The following is a 13,470-nucleotide window of genomic DNA, read 5'->3' as shown; positions in this document are numbered from 1 at the left end:
ACCTGCACCGGCGGTTATTGAATCCCTCCGCCCAGCGACTGCCACAGCGTAATACGGTTTTCAAAGTCGGTCTGCTGCAGGGCAATCAATGATGCCCGTGCCGACCACAGGGCGCGCTGCGCGGTGAGAACGGTCAGGTAATCACCCGCCCCCACCTGATAGCTGCGCGTTGCCACATCCAGCGTTTTTTGCTCTGCCGCCACGTATTCACGTTGGGCATCAAGCTCTTCACTCAGGGTTTCGCGGCGCGCCAGCGCATCGGCTACATCTTTGAACGCGCTCTGGATGGTTTTCTCATAGGTGGCAATCAGCCCTTTTTTCTCCGCTTCGGCATAGCGCAGTTGCGCCATGTTATTGCCGCCGCTGAACAGCGGCATGGAGATGGACGGCGCGAACGACCAGACCTTCATGCCGTGGCTGAACAATGACGAGAGCGAATCGCTGCCGACCCCGGCGCTGGCGGTAAGCGAAATCGTCGGGAAGAAGTTGGCGCGCGCAGCACCGATGTTGGCATTCGCGCTCAACAGGTTATGTTCAGCCTCCTGAATATCCGGGCGACGCAGCAGCGTGGCGGAGCTAACGCCCGCCGGGATCAGGGTGATGGCGTTATCGCTCAGGCTCTCCAGCGTACCGGGTAGCAGGTTTTCCGGTACCGTCTCGCCCGCCAGCAAATTCAGGGCGTTTTTGTCCTGCATCACCAGCGTCTGATAGCTGGCGACGCTGGCGCGGGCCTGCTGATAAACCGCCATTGCTTCGCTGACATCCGTTGCGGCGGCGACCCCGACGTCCTGCTGACGCTGCACAATCTTGAGCGAGTTCGCTGCGCTCTCCTGAGTGGATTTTGCCAGCGCCAGATTGCTGTTATCTGCCGCCAGAGTAATCCAGGCGGTGGTCAGCTCGCTGACCATTGTCAGGCGCGTGTTCTGCGCCGTGAACTCGCTGGCAAGCCAGGTTTCACGCGCGGCGCGCGAGAGGCTCTGGTTACGACCAAACAGATCCAGCTCGAAGCTGGAGACGGCGCCGTTGGCCTCATCGCTGGTGCTCACGCCGCTGGCCAGCGTGCGGCTGCGGGTATGGCTCAGGCTGGCATCCGCCGACGGGAACAGAGACGAGCGCGTCTCACCATACTGGGCGCGGGCGGCGTCGATATCAGCAATCGCTTTTTGCACATCGCGGTTGCTGGTGAGTGCCATTGTTACCACCCTGTTCAGGCGGTGATCGTTCATCACCTGCTGCCACTGGCTGACCACGGCGGTGGCTTCGCCGTGGGTGCCCGGCAACGTGGCCGGGACGGGCGCGTCAGGACGCTGATAGGTAGGGTCTAACGAAACGCAGCCTGCGCTCAGCAGTGCCAACACTAAAACAGATACACGAAACATTATGACCTCCGGTTTGCGTGCTTACCGGAGAAGAGACGTTTCACCAGTACGAAGAATAATGGAACAAAGAAGATGGCCAGCAGCGTTGCCGCGAGCGTCCCGCCGATGATGCCGGTCCCAATCGCCACGCGGCTGTTGGCTCCTGCACCGGTGGCGACAGCCAGTGGTGTTACCCCGGCGATAAACGCCAGCGACGTCATGATGATCGGACGCAGTCGCGTCTGAGCCGCACGCAGCGCGGCACGCGTCAGGGAGTAACCTTCCGCGACTTTCGCCTCCGCAAACTCAACGATCAAAATGGCGTTTTTCGACGACAGGCCGATGGTGGTCAGCAGCGCCACCTGGAAATAGACGTCGTTGCTCAGCCCGCGCAGCGAGGCGGCCAGCGCCGCACCCAGCACCCCAAGCGGGATCACCAGAATGACTGAAATCGGCACCGACCAGCTCTCATACAGCGCGGCCAGGCACAGGAATACCACCAGGATGGAGAGGGCATACAAGCTCATTGCCTGGCCGCTCGCCAGTTTCTCCTGTAACGACAACCCGCTCCACGCCCAGGTTGTGCCGGCCGGCAGGTTGTTCGCCAGCTGTTCCATCCGGGTCATCGCCGTACCGGAGCTGGCACCCCTGGCGTTCTCGCCCTGAATTTCATAGGCCGCCGAGCCGTTGTAGCGCACCAGACTCTCCGGGCCATATTCCCAGCGCGTGGTGGCGAAAGCGGAGAACGGTGTCATGGTGCTGTCGCTGCCGCGTACGTACCATTTGTTGAGATCGGAAGGCACGGCGCGGTAATCGCTGTCTCCCTGGATGTAGACCTTTTTCACGCGGCCCCGATCGATAAAGTCATTCACGTAGGTTCCGCCCCAGGCGCTGGAGAGGGTATCGGTGACGTCGCTCAGGGAAAGGCCCAGCGATACGGCTTTGTTGTTGTCGATATCCACCTGCAGCTGCGGCATCTGCGGCAAATCATTGGCGCGAACGGCATGCAGGGAGGTGTCCTGATTCGCCTGGCCGATCAGCTGATTACGCATCTTCAGTAACGTGTCGCGATCGGTGCTACCGCTGGCCATGAGCTCGAAGGTAAAACCGTTGCTCTGGCCGAGGCCGTCTACGGCCGGGGGCGTCATGGCAAAGACGGTGGCATCGCGAAGGGAGCCGAGTTCCTGAGTGGCGCGCAGGGCAATCGCCTGAGCGGTGTTCTCATCGCCTTTACGCTCGGACCAGTTTTTCAGGGAGACAAACGCCATCCCGGCATTCTGGCCGCTGCCGCTAAAGCTAAAGCCCTCGACCGTAAAAATCACATTGGTGTTGGCTTTTTCTTTAGTGAGGAACCACTCGCGAACCTGACGACTGATCTCCGCGGTACGTACCGCTGTCGCACCGGCAGGCAGGGTGTACTGCACCATGATTTCACCCTGGTCCTCCGTGGGCAGGAAGCTGCCGGGCAGTTTCAGCATTGCCACGGCCATCGCGCCACAGAGCAGGGCGTAGACCACCAGCATGCCCGCGGAGCGGCGCAGCGCGCGCAGGACTTTATTCTGGTAGCCATGCTCGGTCTTACTGTAGAAGCGGTTAAACGCGCCGAAGAACCCTTTTTTGTGAGGAGGCGTATGGCGCAGTACCGAGCCGCAGAGCGCGGGTGTCAGGGTCAGCGCCACCACCACCGAGAGGATCATCGCTGAGATAATGGTGACCGAAAACTGGCGGTAGATGACGCCGGTTGAGCCGCCGAAGAAGGCCATCGGCAGAAACACGGCGGAAAGCACCAGCGCAATGGCGACCAGCGCACCGGAAATTTCGCCCATCGATTTTTCGGTGGCTTCGCGGGCGGGCAGACCTTCATCGCGCATAATGCGCTCGACGTTTTCCACTACCACGATGGCGTCATCGACCAGCAGACCTATCGCCAGCACCATCGCAAACAGCGTCAGGGTATTGATGGAATAACCGAACAGCGCCAGCACGCCAAAGGTGCCCAACAGAACCACCGGCACCGCCAGCGCGGGGATGAGCGTGGCGCGAATGTTTTGCAGAAACAGATACATCACCACCACCACGAGGATAATGGCCTCAAACAGCGTCTGAATCACATCTTCCACCGAGATCTTAATGAACTCGGTGCTGTCTTTCGGATAGGCCACATCATAGCCTTCCGGCATAGCCCGTTTGAATTCGGCAATTTTATCTTTCACCGCGGTGGCGGTATTGAGCGCATTCGCGCCCGGCGAGAGCATCACCGCCATACCGGCTGCCGGGTGGCCATTCAGCCTGGCGGTAGCCGTGTAATCCTCGCTGCCCATCTCCACGCGCGCCACGTCGCCGATACGCACCACTGCGCCGCTGGACTGGCTCTTAACGATGATATTTTTAAACTGATCGACCGTCTGCAGGCGCGACTGGGCACGCACGGTGGCGGTCAACTGCTGGGTACCGGACGCGGGTAACGCGCCGATTTTACCGGCGGAAACCTGCACGTTCTGCGCTTCAATAGCGCTCTGAACGTCGGATGGCATCAGCGAGTACGACGCCAGCTTTGCCGGGTCAAGCCAGATGCGCATGGCGTATTCCGCACCAAACACCTGCAGGCTGCCGACGCCCTCTACGCGTGCCAGCGGATCCTGCATATTACTCACCAGCCAGTCGGCGATATCCGAACTGCTGGCATGGTCGGTTTTATCGTACACGCCCATGATCAGCAGGAAGTTACTCTGCGATTTTTGCACCGTAATGCCGGCCTGCTGTACCTCGGTCGGCAAGCGCGACTCGGCCTGCTGAACTTTGTTCTGCACCTGAACCTGCGCGGTATCCGGGTCAGTTCCCTGTTCGAACGTGACGGTGATGCTTACCGAGCCGTCCGAACTGCTGGTGGAGGTAAAATAGAGCAGGTTATCCAGCCCGGTCAGCTGTTGCTCAATGACCTGGGTGACGCTGTTTTCCAGAGTCTGTGCCGACGCGCCAGTGTAGGTGGCAGAGATTTTGATCGACGGCGGAGCGACGTCGGGATACTGCGCGACGGGCAGGGTACGGATCGCCAGCACCCCGGCGAGCATAATCAGAATAGCAATCACCCAGGCAAAAACCGGGCGACGCACGAAGAAGCGGGAAAACATCAGGCGTTTCCTCCCGCGGTTTTCATCTCTTCGGCGTTAACTTGCTGACCGGCGGTCACTTTATCGGTGCCTTCCACAATCAGCTTATCGCCAGCCTTCAGTCCACTCAGCACCAGCCATTTGTCGCCGTAGGTGTCACCCGTTTCCAGCTGACGTTGTTCCACCTTATTGCCGGCTCCCACCACCAGCGCGGTGGCGTTGCCTTTGGCATCACGGGTAATTCCCTGCTGCGGGGCGAGGATGGCCTCGCTCATTACCCCTTCATCCACTCTGGCGCGAACAAACATCCCGGGCAGAAGCTGATGCTGCGGGTTGGGGAAGACGGCGCGCAATGTGACCGATCCGGTGGATTCGTCCACTGCCACTTCAGTCAGGGCCAGACGGCCTTTTTCCTGATAGGTGCTGCCATCTTCAAGGATCAACGACACGCTCAATGTCTCGCTGTTGCTGGCAAGCGTTTGTTTGCGTAATCGCAGAAGATCGGCGCTGGAGCGGGTTAAATCGACGTACATATTGTCCAGGCCGCGAATGGTGGCGAGTGCGGTCTCTTGCTGGGCAGTGACCAGTGCGCCGGGGGTGACCGAAGAGATGCCAATACGTCCGGCAATCGGGGCGGTCACCGTGGTCCAGTTGAGGTTAATGCGCGCGCTTTCCTGGGCTGCTTTTTTCGACTCCACGCTGGCCTTGTCCTGCGCGCAGGTGGACTTTGCATCTTCGGCATCCTGACGCGATACGCCGTCGTCTTTCACCAGTTGTGTATAGCGTTGAGCTTTCTGGCAATCGGCCTGCACCAGCGCCTGCGCCTGTTTCAGGGCTGCGGCGGCCTCATCGTAGGCGGCGCGGTAGCTGGAAGGGTCAATTTGATACAGCGCCTGTCCGGCTTGCACGGTATCGCCTTCGGTAAAGAGCCGTTTCTGAATAATGCCGCCCACCTGAGGACGCACTTCCGCGCTCATGGCGGCCGTGGTGCGTCCGGTCAGTTCACTGACCACGGAAACGGGTTGGCTCAGGAGCGTAACAATCCCCACTTGCGGGAGGGGATGTTGAGGAGCAGATGTTTGTGCATTATCGCACCCCGTCAGGAGGAATAATGCTGCGATGGAGGTTGTTATGGCTTTCATAATTTTTTCCAGGGTGAACGATGCCTGCCCTGTTAATGGCTTAACAAGGAAGGGGGCTATTTAAAGGCACAGCGATACCGCATCTCCGGCAGAGCCGGAAATGTTAATAAGGGAATAACGTCTTCCCGCTAATTATTCACATGCGATTACTTCGCAGAGAAAAGCATATTTAAAATATTTTGATAAAGAGGCTCTAATTGTTCAGAGGGTACGTTTAAGGGGGTGAGTCGACGGTAAATAGACCCCTCAATCATTACCGCAGTAATCTCCACGCAGCAGCGAATATGATCATCACTCAGGTGGGGAAACTGTTTTTTCAGGTGTGCGCAGGCATTAGCAAACATCCGCTTTTCCGCTTCGACCAGCATGGCCGCCACCTGGGGATTACGCGTGGCTTCAGCCGACATCTCAAGCATCAGCGCATCGTCATCTTCATTCAGGGTCTGTCGCCAGGCGAGCGCCTGAGGCATCCCCTCGACCAGCGTTTTACCCTGAATCTCTTCGATGCGTGAGTCGATGATACGGCGAATCATCTCTTCAATAATCGCATCTTTGTTACTGAAATAACGGTAGATTTGCCCGACGCTGAGCTTTGCCTCACTGGCGATCTGCGACATGCTGGCCGCATGAAAACCGCTGGTGCGAAAGCACTGACGCGCGGCAGCGATGATGTCGTCCTGACGCTGTTTTTGGCGTTCTTCCAGTTTTGTGCTCATCGTCGGTTACCCTATAAAAGTGAGAATGATCGTTCTCATTATACGTTTCAGGTGCGTATTGGGAAGACTTTTTTTAAGTACTTATTGAATGAATATTTCAATGTTTAAAGAATGGAGAAAAAAAGGAGTTTTGATGAAGGAAAGGCTGTGCAATATTAAGATTGCACAGAAAATAAGGAGAAAAATATGCATCTGAGCACGACGGATAACGTCACACACGATGAAAAAGAAGAATTATTAACAGGGCTTCGCGCCTACAACGGACAATTTTTAGATCTCTCAAACTTTAGCGGCGACATTGGCGTTTATGTGCGAGACGATAAGGGCGTGATGCTGGGTGGGTTAATTGGCGTGCGCAAAGGCGACTGGCTAAACATCGATTTTCTGTGGGTCAGCGACACCGTGCGGGGATCGGGCGTCGGCAGCCAGCTTATCAAAACGGCAGAAGACGAAGCCCGACGCAAAGGCTGCACCCATGCGCTGGTGGATACGGTCAGCTTCCAGGCACGTCCATTCTATGAAAAGCAGGGCTATCAGCTGCAGATGTCGTTGCCGGATTATCCGTACCCGGGTATGCAAAGGCATTATCTGACCAAATCCCTTTAACCGCCGATGCCGTTACCCATCACGGCCAGCGCGTGACGCACAATGATCTCTGGCGAGAGGGCGTGTAGCCTCTCGTCGTTGCGCATTCTTGAGAACGGCACCAGCACCAGGCTTAGCAGCGTGGTGAACAGCAGTTCTGGCGCGAGTGCCCGGTTCAGTTGCCCTTCCTGCTGCCAGCGTTTAAGGGTGGCGAGTGTTGCCTGGTATTTGTCGTCACCGAACCGCGCGTGCAGATGCGTGCGCAGTACAGGCATCTCCCCGATGACCTCCTGCATCCACAGCGGGGCAAACCAGCGGTGCTGCTCCGCCAGCTCGGCCAGTACCTTCACCATTTGCGTTAATGCGTTGACCGGCGAGTCGGGGTTTTCGGCGAAAATTGCGCCGATCCGGTTACGTAAGGGCAGGAAGCGCTCCTCAATCATCGCGTCGAGCAATTGTTCTCGTGAATTGAAGTAGTAATGCAGCATCGCTGGCGTTACGCCCGCTTCTTTGGCGATGGCGTTCAGCGAGGTTTGAGCGATTCCCTGGCGGGAAAAGAGGCTCAACGCAATATCCAGCAGCTGTTCGCGGCTGGCGGTTGCCCGCTTTCCGCCGCGTGGTCGACCGGGGCGGCGCGGTTCAGAATTGTCCTTATGTGCTGGCATAGTCGCAGGATCTCTTGATCTTATTCATCACTTACTTAAATATTAATTATCCAGTTAATTAATTTCAAGCGATCTCTTATGGAGTCCGACGTAATGACTCAACCTGCGCAAAACGCGCCGTCGATAAAGCTGTTGTTCAGCGCGTTGCTGCTGGTGATGTTGCTTTCGGCGCTGGACCAGACGATTGTTTCCACGGCGTTGCCCACCATCGTTGGGGAACTGGGTGGCCTGGATAAGCTCTCCTGGGTGGTGACGGCCTATATCCTCAGCTCGACCATTGTGGTGCCGCTGTACGGAAAATTCGGCGATCTGTTTGGGCGTAAAATCGTCCTTCAAATCGCTATTGTGCTGTTTCTGGCGGGGTCGGTGCTCTGCGGTCTGGCGCAAAACATGACCCAACTGGTGCTGATGCGCGGCCTGCAAGGGCTGGGCGGCGGCGGTCTGATGGTCATCAGTATGGCCGCCGTGGCGGACGTTATTCCGCCTGCGGAGCGTGGCCGCTATCAGGGGCTGTTTGGCGGCGTATTTGGTCTGGCGACGGTGATCGGGCCGCTTATCGGCGGGTTTATCGTGCAGCATGCCTCCTGGCGCTGGATTTTTTATATCAACCTGCCGCTCGGTCTCTTTGCCCTGATGGTGATAGGCGCGGTGTTCCACGGCAGCGCACGGCGCAACAAGCACGAGATTGATTATCTGGGGGCGATTTATCTCAGCATGGCGCTGCTGTGTATCATCCTGTTTACCACTGAAGGCGGGACGATACGCCAGTGGAACGACCCGCAGCTGTGGTGCATTCTGGCCTTTGGCCTGACGGGTATCGCCGGGTTTATCTATGAGGAGCGTCTGGCCTGGGAGCCAATCATTCCGCTCTCGCTGTTCCGCGATCGCAGTTTTCTGCTCTGCAGCCTGATTGGCTTTATTATCGGGATGTCGCTCTTTGGCTCGGTCACCTTCCTGCCGCTCTATCTGCAGGTTGTGAAAGACGCCACGCCGACTCAGGCCGGTCTGCAGCTGATCCCGCTGATGGGCGGACTGCTGCTAACCTCGATCATCAGCGGGCGGATTATCAGCCGTACCGGAAAATACCGTCTGTTCCCGATCGCCGGTACGCTGCTTGGCGTGGTGGGCATGGTGCTGCTGACGCGTATCTCGATCCACTCGCCGACCTGGCAGCTGTACATTTTTACCGGCGTGCTGGGGATGGGTCTGGGGCTGGTCATGCAGGTACTGGTGCTGGCCGTGCAGAACAGCGTCTCTGCCGATCAATACGGGGTAGCGACTTCCGGGGTCACGCTGTTTCGTTCCATTGGCGGGGCCATCGGCGTCGCGCTGTTTGGCGCGGTCTTCACCCACGTTTTGCAATCGGGTCTGATGGACCGTTTACCGCAAGGGGCGGAGTTACCGCATGAGCTCAATCCAGCGGCCATTCACCGGCTGCCAGAAGCCCTGCGGCTCGATTACCTGGACGCGTTTGGCTCAGCCATTCACGCGGTGTTCCTGCTGGCGGCAAGCATTATGGTGCTGGCGTTTGTACTGTCGTGGTTTTTACGGGAAACGCCGTTACGCCGTGCGGACATGCTCAGGTCGGATCAATAGCACCCCCGCACATATAACTTATCCGTCTTATTGATGCTTTTTCGTTTTTTAGCCAGCCGTACCGTTGTCGATATAGTCACTGAAACGTTTATCAAAAGGATATGTCTCGTGAAACTTCGATTGGGTGCTCTGGTTCTCGCGGGCCTGCTGCTGGCAGGTTGCGATCAAGGCGGCAGCGATGCCAAACACATCAAAGTCGGCGTGATTAACGGCGCTGAGCAGGATGTCGCGGAAGTCGCTAAAAAAGTGGCGAAAGAGAAATACGGTCTGGATGTGGAACTGGTGGGGTTCAGCGGCTCGCTGTTGCCCAATGATGCCACCAGTCAGGGCGATCTTGATGCCAATGTCTTCCAGCATCGCCCGTTCCTGGCAGAAGATAACAAGGCGCATCACTACAAGCTGGTTGCTGTGGCGAACACCTTTGTTTTCCCGATGGCCGGCTACTCCCGCAAGATCAAATCCGTGTCTGAGCTGAAGGACGGCGCGACCATCGCCATTCCAAACGATCCGACCAACCTTGGCCGCGCACTGCTGCTGTTACAAAAAGAGAAGCTGATTACCCTGAAGCCGGACGTTGGCCTGCTGCCGACGGCGCTGGATATCACCGCCAATCCGAAGCATTTGAACATCATGGAGCTGGAAGGGGCGCAACTGCCGCGCGTGCTGGATGATCCGAAAGTGGATGTTGCCATTATCAGCACCACCTATCTCCAGCAAACCGGGCTGTCGCCGGTGCATGACAGCGTGTTTATTGAAGATAAAAACTCGCCGTATGTGAACATCGTGGTGACGCGGGAAGACAACAAAGACGCGGAAAACGTGAAGGAATTTATCCAGTCGTATCAGTCGCCGGAAGTGGCGAAGGCCGCAGAGACCCTCTTTAACGGTGGCGCGGTGCCGGGCTGGTAGTCAGGACAAAGGCGTATAACAGTGTTATACGCCTTACCGGGTTATTTCAGGTTGGCTTTAAAGAACGAGGCCAGTTTTGCAAACGGGATCAGATCCGTGCGGTCATACAGGTCAACGTGGCCTGCATTCGGCACGATATACAACTCTTTCGGTTCACCGGCGCGTTTATAGGCATCTTCGCTAAACTCTTTCGAATGCGCTTTATCACCCGTGATAAACAGCATCGGACGCGGTGAAATGGTTTCGATATCGTTGAACGGATAGAAGTTCATAAACTTACCGATGCTGCTCATCATCGGTTTCGTCGTCAGCGCCTCTTTCTCGCCCTGTGGCGTGTACCCGCCGCGTTCGGTGCGATAGAAATCGAAGAACTCACGCTGGATAGCCGGCGTAGAATCATCCAGCTTATTTACCGTCCCGGGAATGTAGGCTGTCTCTGCACCCTGATACTCTTTCAGACGCTGCTCAGCGGCAGAGGCAATCATCGCTTTACGCTGTTCAACCGTCACGGAATGGTTGAGACCGTTGCGGAAGGCGGAGCCCATGTCATACATGCTGACGGTGGCGATCGCTTTCATGCGCGGGTCAATTTTCGCCGCGCTAATAACGAAGCTGCCGCTGCCGCAAATGCCCAGTACCCCGATGCGCTGCGGATCGACAAAGGACTGAGTGCTCAGATAATCCACGGCCGCGCTGAAATCATCGGAATAGATTTCTGGTGAGATCAGATGCCCCGGTTTACCTTCGCTTTCCCCCCAGAATGAGAGATCAATCGCCAGGGTGACAAAGCCCTGTTCCGCGAGCTTTTGCGCATAGAGACTGGCGCTTTGCTCTTTCACCGCGCCCATCGGATGGCCGACCACGATCGCCGGCAGTCTGGCGTTTTTATCCGCCTCTTTTGGCCTATACAGATTGCCGACGACGTTCATCTGATACTGATTTTTAAAGGTCACCTTCTGCTGCGTAACCTTATCGCTTTTGTAGAAATTATCTGCGCCCCGGGACATATCGGCAGCGCTGGCGGCGAAGGCGCTGACTAACAGCCCGAGCGCCATGGTGAATCTTCTCATGATTAACTCCTGTGAAGTGTGTCGTTGTGTGAGGTGTAAAACGTGAACATGGCAGCGGCGATAAGCAGTACACCGCTGAGTGCAAAGGTGCTTTGCCAGCCGCTGTGGTCAAAGGCCAGGCCACCGAGCGTGGAGCCGAGCGCAATGGAGAGCTGCACCATTGCCACCATCAGTCCGCCACCCGCTTCGGCATTTTCAGGAAGCGTTCTGGCAACCCAGGTCCACCAGCCGACGGGGGCGGCCGTCGCGACCAGTCCCCAGAGGCCGAGCAGGGCGGTGACGGCGGCAAGGTGATGGCCGAAGGCCATCAGTGCCGCGGCAATCAGCGCCATCACCACGGGAATGGCGACCAGCGTGGTGTAAAATCCGCGGCGCAGAAACGTGCCGATCAGCAGGGTGCCGATAAAACCCGCCACGCCAATCACCAGCAGGATTAACGATAACTGCGTCGCGCTGGCGAAAGTCACGGTTTCCAGGAACGGACGCACGTAGGTAAACAGCGCGAACTGCCCCATGAAAAAGACGCCGCACGCGACCATTCCTTTTGCCACCAGTGGGTTTTTCAGCAGGCCGAAGGCGCTGGTGGACGACGCGGTGCGCTTTTCCACGGGCATGGAAGGCAGGCTGAACCACTGCCAGATAAACGCGAGCAGGCTCACGGGCACCAGGCAGTAAAAGGCACCGCGCCAGCCGATTGTCGCCCCCAGCCAGCTGCCGAGCGGAGCCGCAACGACGGTCGCCAGGGCGTTGCCACCGTTAAAAATGGCCAGCGCACGTTGAACCTGATGCGGTGGCACAAGGCGAATTGCGGTCGCCGCGGAGAGCGACCAGAAGCCGCCAATGGCCACGCCAAGCAGTGCGCGTCCCAGCATATAAAGGGGATAGCTCTCAGCCACGGCGATAATCAGACCGGAGACGGCCATCAATGCCGTCAGGCCCAGCAGCAGCGATTTGCGGTTAATGCCTCCCGCAAGAGAAGAGAGAAACAGGCTGGTCAATACGGCCAGCGCGCCGGATATCGCGATCCCGAGGCCCGCCAGGCCTTCACTGACGGCGAGATCCCGCGAAACGGGCGTCAGCAGACTTACAGGCATAAATTCTGAGGCGACCAGCGTAAAAGCGCAGAGGGTCATTGCCAGCACGCCGCTCCAGCAGGCACGGGACTGGCGCGCTGATGTTTCGTTCACCATAGCGGACATCGTGTTTACCTTGTTATTCGTTCGGCCAGATTCGGACAAGCCGGGGCCGGGCGCTATTCACGGGAATAACGCATGCAGATGAAAGGTTGGAATGTGGTTGACGTCAGGTCACAGTGAAAATTTTACACGGCGGGTGTATTCTGACTAGCTAATCAATGCTTAATGAGCTTATAAGTTTGGCTTATAAATGAGGGTGCGATGAAGCGTAACCTGAACGATCTTTTTGCTTTTGTCACCGTGGCGCGTGAGGGCAGTTTTACCCGTGCCGCGGCACAGTTGGGCGTGACCCAGCCCGCGTTAAGCCAGGCCATAACCGGGCTGGAGAACCGGATGCAGATCCGCCTGCTGACCCGCACCACCCGCAGCGTTTCCCCCACCGCAGCCGGCGAACGCTTGCTCAACGCCATTGGCAACCGTTTCGATGAAATCGAAGCGGAGCTGGACATGTTGACGGAGCTTCGCGACAAACCCGCCGGCACGGTGAGGATCACCTGTGGACCCGATGTGTTATCGCGCACCCTGTTGCCTAAGTTGACGCCGCTTTTGCGGCAATACCCCGATATTCACATTGAGTTCGACGCCAATCACGGTTTTCGCGATATCGTTGCCGACCGCTTCGATGCGGGCGTTCGTATGGGAGATACCATCGATAAAGACATGATCGCGTTGCCGATAGGCCCGCAGTTGCGTATGGCCGCGGTCGCCTCGCCGGACTACTTCGCCCGTCATCCTGTTCCGCAAACGCCGCATGAGCTGACGCAGCACCAGTGTATTAACCAGAGGATGATTAAATCCGGCGGGATTTACGTCTGGGATTTTGATCAGGACGGTGGCGATCTGAACGTGCGCGTGAATGGCCAGCTGACCTTCAATACTTCCTGGCATATTGTCGAAGCTGCCCTGGCGGGATTCGGGATTGCTTTCCTGCCCGAAGACGAGTTTGGCGATCATATTGCTGAAGGCCGGTTAATCCGCGTGCTGGAACCCTGGTGTCTGCCCTTCCCGGGGTATTATCTCTACTACCCGAGCCGAAAGCAGCCGTCTCCGGCCTTTTCGCTGGTGGTGGATGCGTTGCGGATGCGATAACGTTGACCCGATTTCATCGATCATCGCCCTGTGG

11 protein-coding genes are annotated in these 13,470 nt (G+C 57.4%); 4 read left to right on the top strand and 7 right to left on the bottom strand.

All coding sequences use genetic code 11. The features are described 5' to 3' along the window. Nucleotides 1–14 precede the first annotated feature (14 nt). The 4 genes from L466_RS21345 to L466_RS21360 form a co-directional block, all read right to left on the bottom strand. Entirely contained in the window at nucleotides 15–1,379 is a 1,365-nt protein-coding gene (locus tag L466_RS21345; protein WP_032680026.1) for an efflux transporter outer membrane subunit, read from the bottom strand. After that, complete coding sequence (locus L466_RS21350) at nucleotides 1,379–4,489, bottom strand: efflux RND transporter permease subunit (RefSeq protein ID WP_032680024.1); 3,111 nt, start codon at nucleotides 4,487–4,489, stop codon at nucleotides 1,379–1,381. The genes L466_RS21345 and L466_RS21350 overlap by 1 nt, the downstream gene beginning before the upstream one ends. Next, nucleotides 4,489–5,610, bottom strand: coding sequence for an efflux RND transporter periplasmic adaptor subunit (locus tag L466_RS21355; RefSeq protein WP_032679304.1), 1,122 nt, complete (start codon nucleotides 5,608–5,610; stop codon nucleotides 4,489–4,491). Before L466_RS21355 ends, L466_RS21350 begins: the two co-directional genes overlap by 1 nt. 146 nt (nucleotides 5,611–5,756) lie before the next feature. Then, nucleotides 5,757–6,326: a TetR/AcrR family transcriptional regulator gene (locus tag L466_RS21360; protein WP_032680022.1), complete on the bottom strand. Its 570-nt coding sequence runs from the start codon at nucleotides 6,324–6,326 to the stop codon at nucleotides 5,757–5,759. Nucleotides 6,327–6,512: 186 nt separating this feature from the next. Between L466_RS21360 and L466_RS21365 the strand changes: the two genes are divergently transcribed. Then, nucleotides 6,513–6,932: a GNAT family N-acetyltransferase gene (locus L466_RS21365; RefSeq protein ID WP_014168016.1), complete on the top strand. Its 420-nt coding sequence runs from the start codon at nucleotides 6,513–6,515 to the stop codon at nucleotides 6,930–6,932. On the opposite strand, the gene L466_RS21370 is transcribed toward L466_RS21365, so the two are convergent. Continuing rightward, nucleotides 6,929–7,576: a TetR/AcrR family transcriptional regulator gene (locus L466_RS21370; RefSeq protein ID WP_025206509.1), complete on the bottom strand. Its 648-nt coding sequence runs from the start codon at nucleotides 7,574–7,576 to the stop codon at nucleotides 6,929–6,931. The two genes, L466_RS21365 and L466_RS21370, sit on opposite strands and share 4 nt — an antisense overlap. A 78-nt stretch (nucleotides 7,577–7,654) precedes the next feature. On the opposite strand from L466_RS21370, the gene L466_RS21375 reads away from it, so the two are divergent. Together L466_RS21375 and nlpA are read left to right on the top strand one after the other, a co-directional pair. Next, nucleotides 7,655–9,172: an MDR family MFS transporter gene (locus L466_RS21375; RefSeq protein WP_032680021.1), complete on the top strand. Its 1,518-nt coding sequence runs from the start codon at nucleotides 7,655–7,657 to the stop codon at nucleotides 9,170–9,172. A gap of 108 nt (nucleotides 9,173–9,280) precedes the next feature. Beyond that, complete coding sequence (gene nlpA / locus L466_RS21380; protein WP_020882712.1) at nucleotides 9,281–10,081, top strand: lipoprotein NlpA; 801 nt, start codon at nucleotides 9,281–9,283, stop codon at nucleotides 10,079–10,081. A gap of 41 nt (nucleotides 10,082–10,122) precedes the next feature. On the opposite strand, the gene L466_RS21385 is transcribed toward nlpA, so the two are convergent. Next, entirely contained in the window at nucleotides 10,123–11,151 is a 1,029-nt protein-coding gene (locus L466_RS21385; RefSeq protein WP_032679306.1) for an alpha/beta hydrolase, read from the bottom strand. A 2-nt stretch (nucleotides 11,152–11,153) separates the two neighbouring features. Further along, nucleotides 11,154–12,350 carry an MFS transporter gene (locus L466_RS21390; protein ID WP_032680020.1) on the bottom strand — a complete coding sequence of 399 codons (1,197 nt, stop codon included), beginning with the start codon at nucleotides 12,348–12,350 and terminating at the stop codon, nucleotides 11,154–11,156. A 198-nt stretch (nucleotides 12,351–12,548) separates the two neighbouring features. Between L466_RS21390 and L466_RS21395 the strand changes: the two genes are divergently transcribed. Further along, on the top strand, nucleotides 12,549–13,436 hold the full coding sequence (locus L466_RS21395; protein ID WP_020882709.1) for a LysR family transcriptional regulator: 888 nt from the start codon (nucleotides 12,549–12,551) through the stop codon (nucleotides 13,434–13,436). Nucleotides 13,437–13,470: the final 34 nt, after the last annotated feature.

This window comes from Enterobacter sp. BIDMC 30, assembly GCF_000534355.1.
Taxonomy (GTDB): Bacteria; Pseudomonadota; Gammaproteobacteria; order Enterobacterales; family Enterobacteriaceae; genus Enterobacter; species Enterobacter ludwigii.
This window is presented reverse-complemented; position numbering and strand designations above follow the sequence as displayed.